Origin of the sequence: Holdemanella biformis DSM 3989 (assembly GCF_000156655.1) — a bacterium.
GTDB lineage: Bacteria > Bacillota_I > Bacilli_A > Erysipelotrichales > Erysipelotrichaceae > Holdemanella > Holdemanella biformis.
In genome coordinates, this window is sequence record NZ_DS996841.1 from 619,536 (window position 1) to 640,585 (window position 21,050).

Annotated in this window: 18 protein-coding genes; 2 read left to right on the top strand and 16 right to left on the bottom strand. The window is 34.2% G+C overall.

The window, feature by feature from the left end; translation table 11 throughout:
• Positions 1 to 57: 57 nt before the first annotated feature.
• The 11 genes from EUBIFOR_RS04595 to EUBIFOR_RS04645 all read right to left on the bottom strand — a co-directional run bounded on the left by EUBIFOR_RS04595 (position 58) and on the right by EUBIFOR_RS04645 (position 12,033).
• Positions 58 to 798 carry an MBL fold metallo-hydrolase gene (locus EUBIFOR_RS04595; protein WP_040466150.1) on the bottom strand — a complete coding sequence of 247 codons (741 nt, stop codon included), beginning with the start codon at positions 796 to 798 and terminating at the stop codon, positions 58 to 60.
• Positions 788 to 2,134, bottom strand: a complete 1,347-nt coding sequence (gene dnaB / locus EUBIFOR_RS04600; RefSeq protein WP_003864779.1) for a replicative DNA helicase — start codon at positions 2,132 to 2,134, stop codon at positions 788 to 790. The genes EUBIFOR_RS04595 and dnaB overlap by 11 nt, the downstream gene beginning before the upstream one ends.
• A 1-nt stretch (position 2,135) precedes the next feature.
• The gene (rplI, locus tag EUBIFOR_RS04605; protein ID WP_003864780.1) at positions 2,136 to 2,585 is read right to left on the bottom strand and encodes a 50S ribosomal protein L9; all 450 of its coding nucleotides are present in this window, start codon (positions 2,583 to 2,585) and stop codon (positions 2,136 to 2,138) included.
• Positions 2,566 to 4,536 carry a GGDEF domain-containing protein gene (locus tag EUBIFOR_RS04610; protein ID WP_147587367.1) on the bottom strand — a complete coding sequence of 657 codons (1,971 nt, stop codon included), beginning with the start codon at positions 4,534 to 4,536 and terminating at the stop codon, positions 2,566 to 2,568. The genes rplI and EUBIFOR_RS04610 overlap by 20 nt, the downstream gene beginning before the upstream one ends.
• Before the next feature lie 11 nt (positions 4,537 to 4,547).
• Positions 4,548 to 5,402, bottom strand: a complete 855-nt coding sequence (locus tag EUBIFOR_RS04615) for a DUF2232 domain-containing protein (protein WP_003864782.1) — start codon at positions 5,400 to 5,402, stop codon at positions 4,548 to 4,550.
• 49 nt (positions 5,403 to 5,451) lie between these two features.
• Positions 5,452 to 5,682 (bottom strand): 30S ribosomal protein S18, encoded by a 231-nt coding sequence (gene rpsR / locus EUBIFOR_RS04620; RefSeq protein ID WP_003864783.1) that lies wholly within the window; start codon positions 5,680 to 5,682, stop codon positions 5,452 to 5,454.
• Between the two features lie 17 nt (positions 5,683 to 5,699).
• Positions 5,700 to 6,218, bottom strand: coding sequence for a single-stranded DNA-binding protein (ssb, locus tag EUBIFOR_RS04625; RefSeq protein WP_003864784.1), 519 nt, complete (start codon positions 6,216 to 6,218; stop codon positions 5,700 to 5,702).
• Between the two features lie 16 nt (positions 6,219 to 6,234).
• A complete protein-coding gene (gene rpsF, locus EUBIFOR_RS04630; RefSeq protein ID WP_040466151.1) occupies positions 6,235 to 6,528 on the bottom strand; it encodes a 30S ribosomal protein S6 in 294 nt (97 codons plus the stop codon).
• 107 nt (positions 6,529 to 6,635) lie between these two features.
• Positions 6,636 to 7,859: a putative ABC transporter permease gene (locus EUBIFOR_RS12120; RefSeq protein WP_003864786.1), complete on the bottom strand. Its 1,224-nt coding sequence runs from the start codon at positions 7,857 to 7,859 to the stop codon at positions 6,636 to 6,638.
• Positions 7,856 to 9,112 (bottom strand): 2-hydroxyacyl-CoA dehydratase, encoded by a 1,257-nt coding sequence (locus tag EUBIFOR_RS13380; protein ID WP_261795745.1) that lies wholly within the window; start codon positions 9,110 to 9,112, stop codon positions 7,856 to 7,858. The genes EUBIFOR_RS12120 and EUBIFOR_RS13380 overlap by 4 nt, the downstream gene beginning before the upstream one ends.
• A 2-nt stretch (positions 9,113 to 9,114) precedes the next feature.
• Positions 9,115 to 12,033, bottom strand: coding sequence for an acyl-CoA dehydratase activase (locus EUBIFOR_RS04645; protein ID WP_147587368.1), 2,919 nt, complete (start codon positions 12,031 to 12,033; stop codon positions 9,115 to 9,117).
• A gap of 212 nt (positions 12,034 to 12,245) precedes the next feature.
• On the opposite strand from EUBIFOR_RS04645, the gene EUBIFOR_RS04650 reads away from it, so the two are divergent.
• Positions 12,246 to 13,481 (top strand): MFS transporter, encoded by a 1,236-nt coding sequence (locus tag EUBIFOR_RS04650; protein WP_003864789.1) that lies wholly within the window; start codon positions 12,246 to 12,248, stop codon positions 13,479 to 13,481.
• A gap of 30 nt (positions 13,482 to 13,511) precedes the next feature.
• On the opposite strand, the gene EUBIFOR_RS04655 is transcribed toward EUBIFOR_RS04650, so the two are convergent.
• The 3 genes from EUBIFOR_RS04655 to EUBIFOR_RS04665 form a co-directional block, all read right to left on the bottom strand.
• The gene (locus tag EUBIFOR_RS04655; protein ID WP_003864790.1) at positions 13,512 to 14,516 is read right to left on the bottom strand and encodes a helix-turn-helix domain-containing protein; all 1,005 of its coding nucleotides are present in this window, start codon (positions 14,514 to 14,516) and stop codon (positions 13,512 to 13,514) included.
• A 79-nt stretch (positions 14,517 to 14,595) separates the two neighbouring features.
• Positions 14,596 to 17,670 carry an ATP-binding protein gene (locus EUBIFOR_RS04660; protein WP_003864791.1) on the bottom strand — a complete coding sequence of 1,025 codons (3,075 nt, stop codon included), beginning with the start codon at positions 17,668 to 17,670 and terminating at the stop codon, positions 14,596 to 14,598.
• A 57-nt stretch (positions 17,671 to 17,727) separates the two neighbouring features.
• On the bottom strand, positions 17,728 to 17,949 hold the full coding sequence (locus EUBIFOR_RS04665) for a DUF3955 domain-containing protein (protein ID WP_003864792.1): 222 nt from the start codon (positions 17,947 to 17,949) through the stop codon (positions 17,728 to 17,730).
• A 126-nt stretch (positions 17,950 to 18,075) separates the two neighbouring features.
• Here EUBIFOR_RS04665 and EUBIFOR_RS04670 point away from each other — a divergent pair, with 126 nt between their 5' ends.
• On the top strand, positions 18,076 to 18,300 hold the full coding sequence (locus EUBIFOR_RS04670; protein WP_003864793.1) for a Lar family restriction alleviation protein: 225 nt from the start codon (positions 18,076 to 18,078) through the stop codon (positions 18,298 to 18,300).
• Positions 18,301 to 18,329: 29 nt separating this feature from the next.
• On the opposite strand, the gene EUBIFOR_RS04675 is transcribed toward EUBIFOR_RS04670, so the two are convergent.
• Positions 18,330 to 19,697 carry an MATE family efflux transporter gene (locus tag EUBIFOR_RS04675; RefSeq protein WP_040466215.1) on the bottom strand — a complete coding sequence of 456 codons (1,368 nt, stop codon included), beginning with the start codon at positions 19,695 to 19,697 and terminating at the stop codon, positions 18,330 to 18,332.
• Between the two features lie 43 nt (positions 19,698 to 19,740).
• Positions 19,741 to 21,009 carry a UDP-N-acetylglucosamine 1-carboxyvinyltransferase gene (locus EUBIFOR_RS04680; RefSeq protein WP_003864795.1) on the bottom strand — a complete coding sequence of 423 codons (1,269 nt, stop codon included), beginning with the start codon at positions 21,007 to 21,009 and terminating at the stop codon, positions 19,741 to 19,743.
• Between the last annotated feature and the right edge of the window lie 41 nt (positions 21,010 to 21,050).

Consider the following 21,050-nt stretch of genomic DNA (forward strand, 5'->3'; position numbering starts at 1 on the left):
CCAAAAACTTCCAGTGTTATATTATATGAATATTCTATTTTTTATCATTAAACAATTTTACTCAATTGTCAAAATTTCAAACTGCTTTGCCGCCCTTACATCCACTTTAGAAGGATGTAAGTCCTTTCTAAGTAAAACATCTGAAAAAGTATCTAACGCCAAATCTTGCGTATTTGCCTCTTCACTCAAATGTGCCAAGACAATATTTTTTGTCTTCATATTGATCAATGAAGTTAGATTTAAACTTGAATCTTCATTATTCAAATGTCCACTATCACTTAAAATTCGCTGCTTCAAAAACATAGGACGCTTTGTCTGCATCAAACGATTGACATCATGATTACTTTCAAAAATATAATGATCGGCATTGGCAATATATGGCTTGATTTGATTAGGCACATACCCTGTATCCGTTACATATACTAGCTTTTCCGTTTCTGATTCAACCACAAAACCAATGGTGTGTGGTGAATCATGGGATAAACCAATAAATTGAATACTTAAATCGTTAATAATCATTTTTTGATTTGGGAATACATCATGCTTATCTAAAGCATCCTTTAAATCACAATAGGAATATACATCCAAATGTTTAAAATGTTTTAATTGCGAAACATGATCTGAATGCGCATGACTAATTAAAACGCCATTTGTATCATCCACACAAGCCCCAACCTTTTGAAAGCTTTCCATTAAATACTTTTTGGTTGAACCACAATCAATCAACAATTGCGTATCTTTATGTCGGATCAAACAACTATTGCCTTTTGAACCACTACACAACAAATCAATGCGCATAAATATCATCTCCGGATGCTTCTAAATTTGTAAAGCGAGATATGTTTTTTTCAAAGGCCAATTGAATCTTTCCAATACCACCATTACGATGTTTTGCCAAAGACAAATCTACCACTTCCGTTTCTTCTTGTGATTCCTTATCTTTATCATAATAATTACTACGATATAAAAACATGACAATATCGGCATCCTGCTCGATGGATCCAGACTCACGTAAATCGGACAACTGCGGTTCATGATCTGTTCTTTCTTCAACCTTACGAGAAAGCTGAGAAAGCGCAATAACGGGACATTCCATTTCTTTTGCCAAAATCTTTAAATTACGCGAAATATCACTAACCTCTTGTTGACGAGAATCGGCACGTGTTCCGGTAATCAGCTGCAAATAGTCAATTACAACTAAAGAAATAGAGCCATTTTCACTCTTTAATTTACGACACTTTGAAAATATCTGAGATACCTTGATACTACTTGTATCATCAATATAAATCTTTCTTTCACTCAAATGTGAACCTGCCTCATATAAACGAGACATTTCTTCATTTGTCAATTTACCACTACGAAGCTTATCTGAATATACCTGAGATTCAGAACTCATTAAACGTTTCATCATCGAATCACTCGGCATTTCCAGTGAGAATATCGCAACAGCTCCTTCGTTACGTTTTGCAACCTGGGCTGCAAAATTCAAGGCCAAGGCACTTTTACCCATGGCCGGACGAGCTGCAAGAATAATTAAATCACCTCGTTGAAAGCCATTTGTCATACGATCCAACAAGACATAACCCGTTTCGATTCCAGTTACACCTTTCATCGTACGAAGCTCTTTTAATTCATTAATAACACGAGTAACGATTTCTTCACTCGATTCAAATTCGCTTCCCCTACGATGCCTGGTTACATCCATAACTAAACGTTCCGCATCATCTAAAACTGTATCAATATCTTCACCAGATGAGTATCCTTCTTCACTGATTTTATCCGCAACATAAATCAATCTTCTCAATTGCGCCTTATTCTTGATTGTTTCAATATACGATCTTGATGTTGCACTTGAAATAGCTGAATCGGCCAAACGAATAATATAATCTGTTCCTTGACTAGACTCTAACTGATCTGTTTCCTGTAAACGCGTAACCACTGTATTCATGTCAATAGGCTGACCATTTTCATGAATTGTACAGATAGCCTGATAAATCTGCTGATGAGAAGGCAAATAAAATTCTTCTGCATGTAAATCAAGTTCCTGACAATCTTGAATGACTCTTGGATAAACCATTAAAGAACCAAGAACAGATTGTTCTAAGGAAACCGCATTAGGCATTTCACGAGACATATTATGCCTTTTCACTTACATGAACAACAATTTCACCAATCACTTGCCCATGATATAAGTCAACTGGAACACGAGTTACACCCAAAGAAGCAATTGATTGATCCAATTGAAGTTTTCTTTTATCAACACGAACTCCTTTTTTAGCCAATGCCTCAACAATTTGTTTACTTGAAACGGAACCAAAAGTAGCTCCATTTTTTCCTGTACTCAATCTAAACTCTAAAGTAATACCCTTTAAAGTTTCGCTTAAAGCCTCAGCTTCTTTTTTCAATTCTGCTTCATGCTCCGCTCTTTCTTCCATTTGTTTATCTAAAACTTTGGCAGAACCCTTTGTGTAGGCAATGGCAGACTTATTTTTGAACAAGAAATTTCTTGCGTACCCATCACTTACTTCTACTACATCGTCTTTCTTTCCTAATTTACGAATATCTTTAAGCAATATTACTTTCATTATTTTGTTCCTCCTCTATACATTTTAAGATCATATCCTTCATCTGTTGTACGGATACATCTGCCCTTTCAACAGCAGCCGCACTAAAGTGACCACCACCATTTAATTTTTCCATAATCTTTTGAACATTGTATGAACCATCACTACGAGCACTTACCGCAACCGCATTTGAATTGTTCTTAACTTTCGCAATTGTAAAACTTGCGATACAACCTTTGATCAAAAGCAACGCTTGTGATACTTGAGCCATCATCGTTTTTTCTAATGTTTCATCTTCAATAGCCGCAATCATAAAATGATTATAATAAGGCTTAGCTTGCTGAATCAATGCATTCTTCATTGAGAAATACAAATAATCTTCGCACAATGCTTTTTCGGCACGTTTTGTATTAGCACCCCAATTTTGTAAAGCAGCTGCAGCTTCAAATGTACGCGCATCCGTATGCATTTTAAAACGATTTGTATCCACTAAAATACCCAAATACATAATCGTTGCTTCCATTTCATAAATAGGAATATGATTTGGAATATTTTGAAGCAATTCAACAATCAACTCACAAGCTGAACTCGCACTGCTTTCAACATATGTCAACAAAGTATTCTTAACAAACGCATCACTACGTCTATGATGATCAATCACAAGAATACGATTGCACTGATTCACAAATTCTTTAACACTTGAAATAGCTGGAATACCATGATCTGCCATAATCAATAGATCTGAATTGAAATCCATAGAAGCCATTGCCTCATCTGGAGTAACCAAATTATGCCTTTCTTGAACAACTGAGCTAAATGAATTCATCACTTCTTGAAGTTGCTCATCTCTAGGTACATCTTTTAAAACGATATATACTTCTTTACCCAACGCATGCACCCAACTTGATAAGGCAAGACAGGCACCCATACAGTCAAAATCACTCATCACATGTCCAGAAATATAGACACGATTGGATTCCATAATAGCTTCTTGAATCGATTGTGCCATAATACGGACACGCACTTTAGAACGAGTCGAACTTGTCTCTGAGTTTCCACCCACAAACTGCACGGTTCCCCCACTAGCACGAATGGCCGCTTGATCTCCACCACGACTTTGAGCTAGTTCAATCAATTCATTAACCATATCATCTAAAACCGTGAAATCATTGGATCCATACGCAAAAGCCATACTTAAAGTAATCGAAACATCCAATTTATTCGCTTCATCTTTGATCAACTGTAGAATTGTAAAATTCTGCTTGCGTACTTGAGCCAATATCTCTTTATTTAAAATAACTAAGAAACGATCTGAACGCAAACGTCTGACAAACATTTTATTTTCTTTTGCCCAAGTAACTAAAGACGCTCTTAAATGCGTATTGATTTGTGCCATGATCTCTTCATTTTCATAAGATTGATATTCCATATAATTATCGAGTTGCAACAAACCAATCACAATTTCATTATCTAAATATTGTTGGCGCATATTATAATAATCTGTAATATCTTTTACATACAAAATTTGTGCATCTCTTTTACGCGTGATTTCATAGATACGACCTTCACTTTTTCCTATAACCATATCTACATCATCATCAAATAAAGTACGAATATTACTGATCCAGCTCGTTAATTTATCATTTGTTAGATTGATTCCTTTTTCTTTAAAGAAAGGAGAAGCCCACGTTACAATATATTCTTCATTGTATGTTACAATACCCACATCTCCAAAATTTAGTGCGTCCTTGGCATCTTTACCTAACACTCTTGATATATCGACTTCTGTTTTCATGCCATGCTTCTTTAATGACTTCCAAAAGCCAAAAAAAGCACACATTAAAATAATCCATATAACTAAGGCTGCAACCATGAATATATATTCTTTTTTCAAAAATAACAGAAACGATAGTATGCCACCTAAAACAAGGCCTGTAACGCATAGGCTACGCCACTTTTCAAATTGTTTCATATAGAAAACCTCTATTCTTTTCTCAACTGTAAAAGACAGTCTAATTCTCCCATAAACATCCACAATAAATTAAGTCCAGGTATAAAGGCACCAAAAATAGATAGAAATGACCATTTCTTTTTTTGATACTTTACACATAAACTCATAAAATAAACAACACCAAAATATAAAAGTAAAGCACAATCCACAAAAAATAAAATTTGTGCTAAATCTTGAATCCCCGTTGGACATTTTAACACATTTTGAATAAAAAAGAACGCAATCCATACCACAATAGAGCATACTCCAACCCATCTTGGACTTTGTACCTTTGATAATGGTTGTAAAGGAACAATATCCATATGCATACGCATGCATACCATTAATGCGACTAGATGTATACATAAAGCTTGTAAAAGTCCTAACATTCCTATCATCAAGTATGTAAATACTTTTAAGCTAATAAATGGAATGTATTGTGAAATTAAGCGGAAATCTTCATAGAAATCAATACCGAATAATGTACTCCACAATAGAATAATACATAAATTAGCCAAAACAGATAGAATAAAACAGAAAATAAAATTTGTCATATTCTTAACATGTTTAGACACCCCCACACCATATAAAAAACCAATCAATAATGATGTCCAACTATAAAACCAGGTCGTGAAGCCACCAAAAAACATGGTCATCAAGCCCATACAAATGGTTACCAAAATTCCCATTTTGACTCCGCTCATAGCTGTATAAATGAGTACAGGGAAAGCAAAAATCCAGGAAGCACTGGATTCAATCATTAATGCACTCTGTTGATTTAAAAATAATAAAGCTCCATAAATAGCGCAAACCATAGCGCCTTTTGTGATTTGTTTCGTTTTAATCATATTCTTATTATATAAAAATAAAAAAAAGACTTCAATATATGAAGTCTAATTAGTCAACCACGTAAGGTAACAAAGCCATTTGACGAGCACGTTTAATAGCTGTTGCTAACATTCTTTGGTATTTTGCACGAGTTCCAGTCACACGTCTAGGAATGATTTTTCCATTAGCGTTGATGAAACGTTTTAATAATTCTACGTCTTTGTAGTCGATTTCCTTAATTTTGTTCTTAGTGAAGTAACAAACTTTTTTACGACCCATACGTTGTTTTTTAAATGCCATAAGTAAGTCCTTCCTTTCTAGAATGGTAAGTCATCACTAGCAATATCTAGTGAATCATTCGCATTGAATGTTGAATCAAATGCGTTGTTTGTATTCTGCACAGGATTTGAGTATGAATTTTGATTATATCCATTCTGTGCAGGAGCAGTATATGTATTTTGAGCAAAACCTTGATTCATTCCATAATCTTGGCTTCCAGCTGAGTAATTTGATTGTGCATTTTTTGGTTCTAAGAATTGAACACTTTCTGCCACAACCTCTGTAACATATACCCTTTGTCCTTGTTGATTATCATAAGAACGAGTTTGGATACGTCCCTCTAAACCAATCAATGAACCTTTGTGTAAATACTGTGTCATCAAATCAGCTGTTTTATTCCAAGCTACACAGTTAATAAAATCTGCATCTGGCTGTCCTTGCGTTGAAACACGACGGCCAACTGCCATTGTGAATGAGCAAACACTTGTTCCACTTTGCGTTTTACGTAATTCAGGATCACGTGTTAAACGCCCAACTAATACTACTCGATTAATCATATTTATTTAACCTCGATTATTTTTCGCTTTCAGTTTTTACAACCATAATACGAATAACATTGTTGCTGATACGAGACAAACGTTGGAATTCGAAAACTCCCGCATTGTTTGCAGTTACGTTGATAACTACATAGTGTCCCTTCTTCATGTGATCGATTTCGTAAGCGAATTCTTTCACACCCCAGTCATCTACTTTGTCAATTGAACCACCGTTTTCAGTGATTGTTGCATGTAAACGATCTGAAACTGTTTTGAACGCTGCATCATCTAAAGATGCATTCACAATGTACATAATTTCATATTTTTTCATGTGTACACCTCCCTTTGGTCTTTTTTGGCTTCTTTCGAAGCAGAGAACAGGCATAAACCTGCTTTGTTATTATAACAAAAAAAGACTTTGCTTGTAAACCACAAAGTCTAATATTTTTTTAATTGATATTGCGCATTATAGTAAAGCTCATTAAATTTAGTTCCCGCAAACACTTCAAGCACATCGCTTAAGCCTGAAACCAACTTATAATCCTGAATATTCGATAATGGAATCCAATAGGATTCTTCATTTATCTTTCCATTAAACACATTCGTTTTATATAAGAATACAATATGTCTACAATTATCACTTGTGATAAACTGTTTAGTTCCACAAAGCTCTAATTGATCAACATCCAAACCTGTTTTCTCTTTTACATCACGAATTGCCGATTGCACAAAGGATTCACCAAGTTCAATATGACCTGATGGTAATGTGTATCCATTTGGATTTTTGCTATTTTGAACTAACACATTTCCTTTTTCATCTTGAACCATGACCATATTTGTTAATTCGCAATATTCAGCTTGCTTATTCGCATTCAATCGTCTTCTTTCAAGTGCTAGTTTACCATCTGCTACAATATTACGAATCTCTGTAGAAATACGACGTTCTGGGAAAGCTTTTGAAATATGTTTTTTTGCTTCTAAAGAGAAGTTATCTAAACTGCTTTGGAATTCTTCAATACGCTGGGATAAATCAGGACGAGACAACATCCATTCTTGAAAAGCTTCTTGCGCTTCTTGAACACGCAATTGACTTTCGGCTTCGAAATCCTTTTTGAAAGCTTCCATTTGTGTTTGCACCTTTTGGAATACTTTCTTGCGACGAAGTAAAGCAAGCACAGTAAATACACAGTCAATACCAAAACCAATCGTAAAGGCTGACAAAAAACTCATCAATGCCGTAAGTGGAATATCTAACACGATATCTTGAATCACTGGATGAATGATATAAACCACCACAATAGACATAATGCCAAATAAAGTGGAGTTCAACAAACATACGCGTCCATTAATATTCATAAATCTTTTAGAGTAATCCCACCATCTTGTTTTAAATAAAATTTCCATTACCCAACTCGTAATATATTCCAAAGTACTTGTGATAATGACACCCAAAATAAATACAAGTATTGGATAATCTTTCACAAATAACAAAGGATATAAAACCAATAAAGCACCTACTCCATAAATCGGACAATATGGACCATAAAAGAAGCCTCGGTTAATAAACTTCTTTGCGGGAATCCCACAATATAAGTCTTCACACACCCATCCTAAAAAGGCATACAAAATAAAGTAGGCATAGGCATATACAAATTCCATCATACACTCGCCTTCATTTCTTCACTTAATTTAGCGTTGGCCAACATCAATCGTATACGATTTTCCTGATTTACTTTAGATGCACTTGGATCATAATCAATCGCAACAATATTGGCTTCTGGATACCCATCCTTAATTTTACGAACCATACCTTTGGCAACAATATGATTTGGCAGACAACCAAATGGCTGTGCACTAATCACATTGGTAACACCAGATTTAATAAGTGAAACAACTTCACCCGTTAAAAGCCAACCTTCACCCATTTTTACACCTGGATCAATAAAGGCTTTTCCATTATCAATCACTTCACTAAAATCATCTGGTGCAATAAAAGTACCCTCTTTTTTCACCATATCTCTAAATGTTTTCTGCATGCGCATAATTACATCTTTTACTATATTATATATATAGTGATTTTTTTCGTGCATATGATAATATTCATAATCAATAATTGAATTTTCTACACAATATAACGCAAAATCCATCACGCCGGATAGAACGGGTTCAAAACCTTCTTCAATTAAATAGTCTTCTAAATGTTGATTTCCTAATGGAGAATATTTCATATAGATTTCTCCAACAATTCCAATACGAATCTTTGTCTGACTACGATCTTGTGGAATGAACTTAAACATTTCTAGCATTTTTTTATAAATACGCTTAGATTGTTTATAAGAACCATGTTCAAACATTGGAATCAATTCATCAATAAATTGATTGACCGCCTTATCTGTAGATCCTTTTTCAAGTTCATAAGGCTTCACCTGATTGCCTAGCCACATTAAGGCATCTCCATATAAAGCTCCATAAAGAATGCGAAGAATCAACGGCATTGTAAATTCGACACTGCTGCCTTTTTCTAGACCATTCGCATTAGCAGATAAACAAGGAATGTGTTGCCATCCTTCCATAGCCAAAGCTTTTCTCAATAAAGAAAGATAATTGCTAGCACGACATCCTCCTGCTGTTTGTGTAATGGCACAAGCTACATGATTCATATCATACTTACCACTTTTTAATGCGTCAATCATTTGACCAATTACTAATAATGCTGGATAACAAGTATCATTATGCACATGAGCTAAGCCTTCTTCACGTACTTGCTCCCCTTCATTTGTCAAAACTTCTAATTTATACCCACTTTTCGCAAAGACAGGTGTCAATAAGCGAAAGTGAATAGGAAGCATAGAAGGAACTAAAATTGTATAATCCTTCTTCATATCCGAATTAAATAATGTATATTCTAAACTCAATTTTAGACTCCTTTCCTTTGGGCAATCGCCTCTTTTAAAGAACGCAAACGAATTTTAGCAGCACCCAAATTATCAATTTCATCAATTTTGATTTGTGTATAAAATTTATTTCCATCCTTTAATATATCTCGAACCTCATCACTTGTAATGGCATCAATACCGCATCCAAAGCTAACAAGTTGAATTAAATTCATATCTTTATTGTCAACCACATAGTGTGCTGCTTGATATAATCTTGCATGATAAGTCCATTGATTTAAGACATTCACTTTATGTCCAATTTGGCGAGGAACACTTTCTTCACTAACAACCACAAAACCAAGTTGCGTCAATAATTGATTCATCTGGTGATTGATTAGAGGATCTAAGTGATATGGTCTTCCACAAAGAACAATAATTGGATGATTGTTTTCACGTGCATACGCAACGGCTTTAAGATGTTCCTTTACTAATTGTTCATGAAAAGCTTCATATTCATTTGTAGCTGCATTTTTCGCAATAATAATATCCTTTTCACTAAAATGAATACCCACTTTTTCAAAATGCATACAAATGGCCTTCGCAAAAGTTGCATCATGATCAAAATTAATAAATGGGTATACAATTTTTGTCTTACCAAAATCCATATTGGCCGCGATCACTTCTGGATAATAAGCAACCAATGGACAATTATAATGATTATCCGATTGATGTTCATCTACATTATATGTCATACATGGATAGAATATTACATCCACATCTTTATCAATCAATTGTTGAATATGCCCATGCACAACCTTGGCTGGAAAACATGCCGTATCACTTGGAATACTTTGTTGTCCTGAATGATACATTTCTTTAGTACTCGGTGTTGACCACACAATTTCATAGCCTAAACTATCAAAAAAACGCGTCCAGAAAGGTAATAAGTCATAATTATTTAAGACGAGTGGCATACCAATCTTTTTATTATGTTTGAATTTCTTTTTTTGTGCATCCAACATATCTGTTTTGATCTTATATAAATCTGGAAGTTCTTCCTTCTTTGTATCTAAATTATGCACCATCTTTTCACATTTGTTTCCTGCAACTAAACGCGTTCCATCATTGAATGTATTAATTGTCAATGAACAATGGTTGTTGCAACCTTGGCAAGCAACAGATTGTGATTTATGCGTAAATTTAACAAGTTGTTCATAGTTCAAAACATTACTTCTTGTTCGATGTAATTTTTTCGCATATAAAGCCGCTCCGTAAGCACCCATTAAAGGTGCAATGCTTGGTCGAATGACTTCAAGACCTAGCTCTTGTTCAAAACAACGAAGTACAGAATCATTTTGGAAGGTTCCACCTTGTACAACGATATGTTTTCCAATATCATCTTTATTTTTTGCACGAATCACTTTATATAGTGCATTCTTTACAACAGATTTACAAAGTCCAGCTGAAATATCTTCAATACAAGCCCCATTCTTTTGGGCTTGTTTAACCCCTGAATTCATAAATACAGTACAACGCGTTCCTAAATCGACTGGGTGTTTTGACTTTAATCCAAGTGTCGCAAATTCTTTGGCATCATACCCTAGTGATTTTGCGAACGTTTCAATAAATGAACCACATCCACTTGAACAAGCTTCATTCAGTACAATATCATCGATATGTCCATCACGAATTTTAAAACACTTAATATCCTGCCCACCAATATCTAGTATATAGTCTACTTCTGGATTGAAAGATCGAGCAGCTGTATAGTGTGCCATTGTTTCGACAATTCCACCATCTAAATGGAAGGCATGACGCATCAATTCTTCACCATATCCTGTGGCATAGGCTCCATAAATCTTAATATTTGGATTTGTTTCATAGATCTTCTTTAAATCCTCTAACACAACATCTAATGGATTTCCCTTATTCGATGTATAAGAATCATATAGAATCGCATCGTTTTCATCGAGTAAAACGAGTTTTGTGGTCGTTGAACCGGAATCGATTCCTAAATAGGCTTTACCTAAATAATCTTTTAACTGAGCATACTTCGCATCATGTGATTTATGACGTTCAATAAATTTTTGATAGTCTTCTTCACTTTCAAACAAAGGTTTTGATTCTGTTAATTTAGCTGGTGCATGCACTAAATCTTCTAAAGCCTTATACAATTCATCATATGTATATTCTTGATCTGCGCAAATGGCAGTTCCTAAAGCCACAAAGTTTATGGCTGTTTCAGGACAATTCACTTGTACATCACTTAATTTCAAAGTCTCAACAAATCGTTTTCTAAGTCCACTCATAAAATAAAGTGGTCCTCCTAAAAACAATATATTTCCTTCAATCTTTCTTCCTTGTGCTAGCGAAGTAATGGTTTGATCCACAACAGCTTGAAAAATACTCGCACACAAATCGCATTTATCCACACCTTGATTGATCAATGGCTGAATATCTGTTTTCGCAAACACACCACAACGAGATGCGATGGGATATAAACGATGATAGTTTAAACTCGCTTCATTCATTTCTTCCAAAGACATATTTAATAAGGTAGACATTTGGTCAATAAATGCACCTGTTCCACCAGCACAAGTTGAATTCATTCTTTGTTCTACACTTCCTTGAAAGAAAAGAATTTTCGCATCTTCTCCACCAAGTTCAATTGCACAATCGGTTTCTGGATATAATTTACTGACTCCAGTCGCACTTGCGAATACTTCTTGAACAAAAGGCAACTCGCCTTGTTCACATAATCCTAAAGCACCCGATCCACTGATCGCAAATTTAAATGGTTCTTTTGTATATTTCTTTAATTCTACTAATTTATCTAAAGCTTTTTGACGCACTTGCGCCTTATGTCTTTCATAACTTTTATAACAGATTTGGTTATTTTCATCTAAAACAACCGCTTTGATTGTTGTACTTCCAATGTCGAATCCTATACGATAACCCATAATCTCCTCCATTTTCTTTTCTTATATCAGTATTATTATACTCATTTTTCATTTTTTTTCATGTTTTCAGTTCAAAATTAAGACAACGCAATAAATATGTTCACTTTGTTGTAGATTATTCGCGACAAAACATATATCATTAAATTAACAAATAGTTAACAAGTTCAATACACAGGATTGTTATAATTATTTTTGGAAAGTTGGTAAATCAAATGAAAAACAAATTAACAAAACTTGAATTCAAGTGGATTTGTTACGACATGGGAAACTCTGCCTTTATTTTATTAGTCGCAACAATTCTTCCTATCTATTTTAATTATCTTTCAAGCTCACAAGGTGTAGCCGAATACAACTACCTAAGTTATTGGAGCTATGCTGCAAGTATTTCGACATTAATTGTTGCACTTGCTGGTCCAATTCTAGGAACACTTGCTGACTATAAAGATCACAAGAAGAAAATCTTCTTAACTTGTGCAATGCTAGGCGCATTAGCATTAGCTTGTTTCTGGATTCCAAGTTCTTGGTTTGCATTTCTAGTCCTATTTATTGCTGCCAAAGTTGCCTATTCTTTATCTTTGATTGTATATGATTCCATGCTTACAGACATTACTACTGAAGATAGAATGGATGCCGTAAGTTCAAAAGGCTATGCTTGGGGATATATCGGTAGTGTTGTTCCATTTATTATTAGTTTAGTCTTTGTATTAATGTATGACAAAATGGGCATGACATTAAAGGCGGCCATGATGATCGCATTTATTTTAAATGCTGTATGGTGGATTGCATTTACACTTCCTTTAGTAAAAAGCTACAAACAAAAATTCTATATTGAACCAAAGGCACATCCTGTTTTAGATACATTCGCTCGTTTAAAAAACACTTTAATGAAGGCAAAAGAACAAAAGAAAGTCTTCTTATTCTTATTTGCGTTCTTCTTCTATATTGATGGTGTTTATACAATTATCGATATGGCTACAGCCTACGGAACAAGTTTAGGACTAAATACAACTGGCCTTCTATTAGCTTTATTATTGACGCAAATTGTTGCCTTCCCTGCAAGTTTAACATTCGCTGTATTATCCAAAACAAAAGATACGGCTTCATTAATCAAGGTTGCGATCATCGCATACTTCTTAATTGCCTTATTTGCCATACAATTGGATAAACAATGGGAATTCTGGGTATTAGCGGTTGCGGTTGGATGTTTCCAAGGTGGTATTCAAGCTTTATCTAGATCATACTTTGCAAAAATCATTCCAGAAAATGCCAGTGGTGAATACTTCGGTTTATTTGATATCTGTGGTAAAGGTGCTAGCTTTTTAGGAACTATGTTGATTGGTGTTGTAACACAGATTACGGGTAAACAAAACTTAGGTGTTGCCGCTCTTTCCATCATGTTTGTGATTGGATACCTAATTTTTAATAAAGTATCTAAAATGGACGACTAAAAAAGATTGTACAAACAAAGTACAATCTTTTTATTTCTCTAATTTCATGATCATTCTTACAATTCCATACATGGCTGCATATAAGACGGCAGCAACAGGCCAAATCATATAGGTTACATCCCATTGTTTTGTCCATAAGCTCCAACCAAGATAAATAGCTGTCACAAGACACCAATACACACCTGTGAATGTTTCCGTTTTCTTCTTTGCGAGCTTTTCTTTTTTCGTATAATCACCTTCTTGCAACAATGTATCATAGCTACTTTTTATTGTGGAAACACGAATCAGAATATTCACACCAACGGAAACCAAAATGAGTAATACAGCTAAACATAATGTACATATATAATCAGATGCTTCCATGCAACCTGCAATAATCAACGGAATTACAGATAAAATACATAGAACAACACCACAAGCTAACGAAAAGGAGTAATGTTCTTGATAGCTTTGATTCTTTTCTTTGACAAGTCCTGTTACACCATATTCTGTTTCAAAGGGTTCTTGTTCTAAATATTGTAAAGGGCTCAATTTAATTCCCGTTTTAACAAAGATAAAAACCGCAAGTGCAACCGTCACTATTAAAGCAGTACACGCAATTCCAATGGCTAAACCATCATTTAAAGTTGAAACTAGAAACAAAGGAACCAGGCTTAAGATACACAGTGTTGTCGCATTCGCAAGCATAGGTGCTGCTTTTTTCTTTTCATCCATGTATGCATTTGCTTCTTCCATTGTGACACGATGTAATTCACAATCTGTATCACATGATATATCTGTATTTTCTTTTTCAATTTCATCTTTTAATAAATAATCTGTACTCACTTCAAATAAGTCAGCTAACTGAATGATCTTTTTTAAATCCGGAATAGCTCCTGCACTTTCCCATTTTGAAACCGATTGTCTGGATACACCTAGTTTTTGTGCAAGATCTTCTTGTGTCCACCCATTCTTTTTTCTTTCTTCAATTATTTTATCAGCTAGAATCATTGTTCTTCCTCCATAGCCAAAGTTTACTAAAATTTGCGGTTGCATTCTACCAACTAGACTTGTCAATTTATCAATTTACAGTTGCATAGACTAGAAAAGACTTGATTCAAGTCAAGTCTTTGTCTTATGCCACATATTTGCTTAATATTTGATCAAGCTTTTGTTCATCAATCGGTTTTGAGATTGAATCATTCATAATTGTTTGATCAATACTATATTCTGATTGTGCACTCATGGCAACAATTGGAATAGATGGATTGATTTTACGAATACATTTAGCCCCTTCATCCCCATTCATTTTTGGCATCATGATATCCATTAAAATTAAAGAGTATTGATTGGGTTGTTCCTTAACTTTTTCAACTGCTTCTAATCCATTCCATGCCTTATCTACATTAGCATGTACGGCATTCAAGTAAAACTCAGCCACTTCCATATTGATTTCATTATCTTCTACTAAAAGAATTCTTTTATCCTTTAAATCCAATTTTGAAGTATCTTGTTTTTCATTTTTAGATGTATCCAATTGGTAAGTAAGAACGACCTTGATTTGTGTACCTACACCCACTTCACTTTTAACATCAATATTGCCACCAAGCTTATCCACTAATCCCTTCACAATCGACATGCCAAGACCAGTTCCTTCATATCTTGTTCTGGCATCTTGTTTAGCTTGTGAAAATGGCGTAAACAAGTGATTTTCAATATAATCTTCACTCATACCAATTCCCGTGTCTTTAATTTCAAATTCAAATGTAACTTTTGAATCATCACTCGACATTTCTCTGACAAACATATCAATCGTGCCATTTGACTTATTGTACTTAATGGCATTCGTTAATAGGTTAATGAGAATTCTTCTAAGTTGTAACGCATCCCCAATTAAATGCGTATGGACTACATTCTCCATATGATTGTGATATGTAATATTTTGAAGAGAAATTTCTGCGTCAATCAAACTATTCAATTCTTCAACAAGACATTTTAAATCAAATGGTTCATTCACAATCTCCATATGATCTGATTCTAATTTAGACATATTCAAAATATCTTCAACCAATTCATTTAAATGTTTTGTCAAAACTTCCATCTTATTTAAAGAATCATCCAACTTATCCATATCACCCCAGTTTTTACGTATAATTTGCATCATACCTAAAATGCCATTGATTGGCGTACGAATATCATGGCTCATGCGATTCATAAAATCTGTTTTCGCTTTACTTTCTAAATCTACTTTTTGATATGCTAATTGTAGCTTTTCCTTATCTCTATCTTCCTTCTCATGAAATGTCGATGTATTTCTAAATAAAATAATGGCACGCACTATATTACGTTCCTTTTGAATATCTATATCATAAATTGTTTCTTCACTCATCAATATCATTTCTTGAACCCAAATCACTCGATCATCTGGCATTTTAATTTGATATTCAACCGTAACATGTTTATCTCCAGCCTTATAGCGATCTAATAAATTTTGACAAGATTCCACAATACTGAAACTTCCCAAACAATCTTCTAATACATTGGATTTCCATTGTTTAAAATATGTCTCATATGAACAAGGTAAAACAGGTTTTTTATTTTTCTGCATATATTTATCATAAATACCATCGATTTGATTCTGCGTTAAATTCACAGAAAAAATAGATTGCGCCATATTCATCAAGGCTTCAATATAATTCGCATTCTCTAAGATAGATTGTTTCAACTGATCATAGTAACGCATCAATTGTTTCTTTTCATCCATCTCAACCGTATCACTATACATCTTAAAGCCCAGCACAAAATGGTGAAGATTACCATACTCATCGCTATCCAAATAGACAGCCATGATTTTACCTTTCATTTCTGTATTATTCAATTGATGATAATATGGTATTTCGAATATAGGATTATCTTTTGTGACATGCTTATTCAAACTATCCACATTTAAAACATTTCGATAATCCTTTCTTTTATCTTCATTAAACAATTCATTTAAGATTTGTTCGATTGCTCCCGAATAATTTCCATCTTCAGCTAAAAAGAAAGAATAGCCAGCACGCAAAGTAAAATATGCGTCTGCCTTGGCATCACAATAAATACAATCTGAAAAATTGAATCCTTTTTCTTTTAATTGTTGAATCACATTTAAAATTAAATTTCGTTTATGATTCGCTTCTTTGATTTTTGCCTGGTTTTTATCAATATACATATTTTTATCCGCCTGACAAAAAAGTTCACGCATTGTTAATGTTGAAAAATCATTTGAATACGCAAAACCAGCCGCATAACTTAATGGAATTTCTGAACATTTAGCACATTCTTTTTTGATATTTTCTAAATTTCTTTTTACATCTTCCTTTGTCACATTTTTAAAAAAAACAATGAATTCATCACCGCCACAGCGACCTACAAATTGATTTTCATCCACACCTTTACGAAGACTTTTCGCAAACGAACGGATGTATAAATCACCTCTTTCATGTCCTTGTTGATTATTGATGATTCTAAGATTATTCAAATCAAATACGCAAATCGCCATATTTTGTTCAGCTTCTAAAGTTAAAATCTCTTCACACTTATTTTTATTTGGCAATCCCGTAGCTTCATCTAAATATATTTTGCTTTTTAATTCTCGATTCGCCTTCGCATAACGCAAAGCTTTAAGTAGTTCATACAAAATCATAAATACTAAGATAACAATATCAATAACCGTCAAAGTTTCAAATTGTTTAAGTCTTGTCGCAATTCTTTGTGAATACGATTCCGCAAGACCTGTCGCAACATCACATAAGTTAAAAAATATTTCACTCTTTTCAATTATATTTGTATTCTCATAGCCAACTTGTCGGACCAAATCAATTTCTTGTTTTAAAGTATCAAAATAATCATCTAATTCTTCCATCTTTGCTTGAAAAGCCTTATCATCTAAAGATACTAAATCTAGTTCTTCACTACCAAAACGAAGGCCTTTTATATAGCCTTTGACATCCGCAATCATATCATCTTGAGGCATTCTGGCATCTTCTAATTTAACGATACGCTGTGTTTTTCCACGTACTAATCCCGCATAATTGACTACACGTGCGGTTCCTTGAATACGTGAAACCATAAGTATGATAATTAAAATGAGCACAATTAAAAGACTGGTTAAAGCCGTCATTAAAATACGCATTATTTTTGAGAAACGATTCTTTTTCTTATTCTGCATACAACTATTGTATAAAGAAAATGAAATTATCACAAGAAAATAATAAAAGGACAAATCCTAACGATTCATCCTCTTATTAATCCATACTATGATCCAAATGCCAATGCCAATACACACTAAAGCCAAGCCAATCAGCATTAAAGCATTACCATCATGCATCGCACCATCATATCCTACATATGCGTTTATTTTCCCCTTTAAAAACAAGAAAACAGTTCCTGCAATTAAAAATAAATTTGCGATAAATGTAGGCGTAAAAACACGATCCTTTTGATCCATAATAACATCCCCTTATTGTTACCGATGTATTATATCATTTCATTCCTTTATTAAACCTTAAATTTCTCTTAACTTTCTTAGCATTTGATTGTACAATAGATAGGAATAAAAGAAGGAAGGATTCTTATGCAAAACATTGATGATTTAGTTGAATTACACGAATGCCCTCTATGCGAAGGTGGTTCGATTCTAGAAGAAGAAGGAAACGGATTCTATGCACAATGCATGGATTGTGGCTGCTATACAGTTCACGTTGATTATAAAAACGAAGAAGATCGTTTAGAAGCGGCAAAAAGAGCTGCTGAACTATTTAATACAGGTAAAGTATTAAAATCAAATCCTGGTGAATAAGAAAATGAGTGGAATTCCACTCATTTTTTCTACTCAATTGAATTTTGGTCTAACCACTTACCTCGAACCATACGAATAAAGAATAGAATACCTCTAAATACCAATTCGAAAGTCATTGTAACCCATACACCAATAACACCATATCGTTTGGTGAAGATGATAATTGGTAAAACACGCATGCCCCACATACTCAAGGCATTTAAGATAAAAGGACGTTTACTATCCCCAGCCCCACGTAATGCTCCCATGACTACAATACTTATCGCAAATAATGGTTCTGAAAAAGAAACAATTCTTAAGCATTCACTAGCTCCATCTATGACTTCTTGACTATTTGTCAAAGTTGAAGCTAAGAATGGCGCAAACACAAATAGAATAACACTCATAAATATGACAAGGACAAATGATAATAAAGTCGTTAAATACGCAAAGCGTTTCGCCATATCTTTTCGCTCTGCACCAATACTTTGTCCAACCAATGTAGTTGCAGCACCACCAATTCCATAGGCCGGCAAATAACATAACCCTTCTGCAGATACAGCTACATAATTGATGGCTATACTCACAGCTCCCATACTTGAAACAACACCTGTCATTACAACTTGAGCTAAAGAAAGTGTGACTCTTTCAAGCCCCGCAGGAATCGAAAGATTAACTACATTCTTTAAGATATCCTTATCAAACTTCCAAGATTCATCTCCTAAAAGACGTAACGAACTTTCCTTTTTGACTACTATATACATTAAAATAAAACCTACAACCAACTGCGCCATTCCCGTACCAAGTGCAGCTCCTGCAACTTTTAAATTCAATATATAAATAAAGAAATAGTTAAAAAGAACATCAAATACACACATTGAAATATTCATAAGACTTGGAAGCACGGCATTTCCTGAACATCTTAACATTCCTGAATGTAACATAGCCATCATATTAAATGGTATAAAAGCTCCTACAATAGCTAAATATAAAGTGGCATCTTTACATATTGATGGATCAGCCCCTAATAAAGTTGGCAAATAAAAACTGGCTCCTACTACAATTAAAGCCATACATAAGCCAAAAATAATATTAAAAAGTATCGACTGACAAACAACTTGCCTAGCCAGTTTGTTTTTACCCGCCCCTAAATATTGGGCTACTTGCACTGAAAAGCCTAATACGGCTGCTGTACAAATACCACCAAATAACCATGTAGTACTGGCAACTACACCAATAGCTGCCGTAGCCTTATAGCCTAAAGATCCAACCATCGCCGTATCAATATAACTCATGGCTGTTCCAACTAATTGTTCTAATATGGCAGGTACAGATAATAAAATGACAATTTTTAATTGATCTTTAAATTCTATTTTTTTATTTTCGCGCATCTGCGCCGTTATTTCCATCATATTCATAAATTGATTATACATAGAAAAAAGATGTATGTCACCATACACCTTAATCTTCTACCTCTTCACGCCACATTTTAGCACCTAAATGAGCTAACTTTCCATCTAAGTTATCATATCCACGATCAATATGATAAATATCATGAATTTCTGTAACACCATCTGCCATCAAGGCTGCGATCACAAGTCCTGCACCACAACGAAGATCTGTTGCGGTTACTTTCGAACCATGTAACTTTGTTTTTCCGTTGATAAATGCACTTGGTGTGTGTACATCAATATTCGCACCCATCTTATTTAATTCCGCACAATGCTTAAATCGCTCTGTATAAATCGTTTCTGTGACAACAGACTGTCCTTCACATTGCGTTAATAATACAGTAAATGGTTGTTGCACATCGGTCGCAAATCCTGGGTATGGTTTAGTCAATATTTCTGTGCGTTTTAACGGCTTATCACTCTTAAATACATGAATAAAATCTGAACCCACTTCCATATTGATTCCCACTTCTTGAAGTTTCATAACAATGGCTTCAAGATGTTGAGGAATAATATTCTCAATTCGCATATCATTAGCCATAGCTGCTGCCATAATCACATAAGTAGCTGCTTCAATACGATCCGGAATAATTTCATGAATACATCCCTTTAAGTAATCAACACCATCAATTACTAATGTACTTGTACCCATACCATGAATTCTTGCGCCCATTTTATTCAATAAAGTCGCAATATCAATGATTTCCGGTTCACGTGCCGCATTTTCAATGACAGTTCTTCCTTTTGCGTAAACAGCTGCCATCATAATATTGATTGTAGCCCCTACACTTGAGATATCTAAGAAAATATTTGTTCCTTTTAATTCTTTCGCATCCAATATATAACATCCATTTTCATATTGAATATCTGCACCCAAAGCTTCAAAGCCCTTCAAGTGTAAATCAATAGGTCTAGGACCTAAATAACAGCCTCCTGGCATTTTAATTTCTGCATGTCCAAATTTTCCTAACAAAGCTCCCATAAAATAGTAGCTTGCTCTTAATTTTGAAACAGCTTTAGATACCATAGGAATATTTTCCATATGAGTAGGATCTATATATAATGTTTCTTCATCTCGTTTTTCAACACAAACACCAAGTTCATTCAATAAAACGATTAAAGACTGTACATCTGAAATATTAGGTACACCATAAATTGTCACTGGCTCATTTCCTAAAACACATGCTGGTATTAAAGCCACAGTCGCATTTTTAGAACCACTAATACGAACTGTTCCATTTAAATGATGTCCACCTTCAATTTTAATGACTTTTTCCATTCATTTTCCCCCATTTCAAGGTAATGCCCATCTATTATATC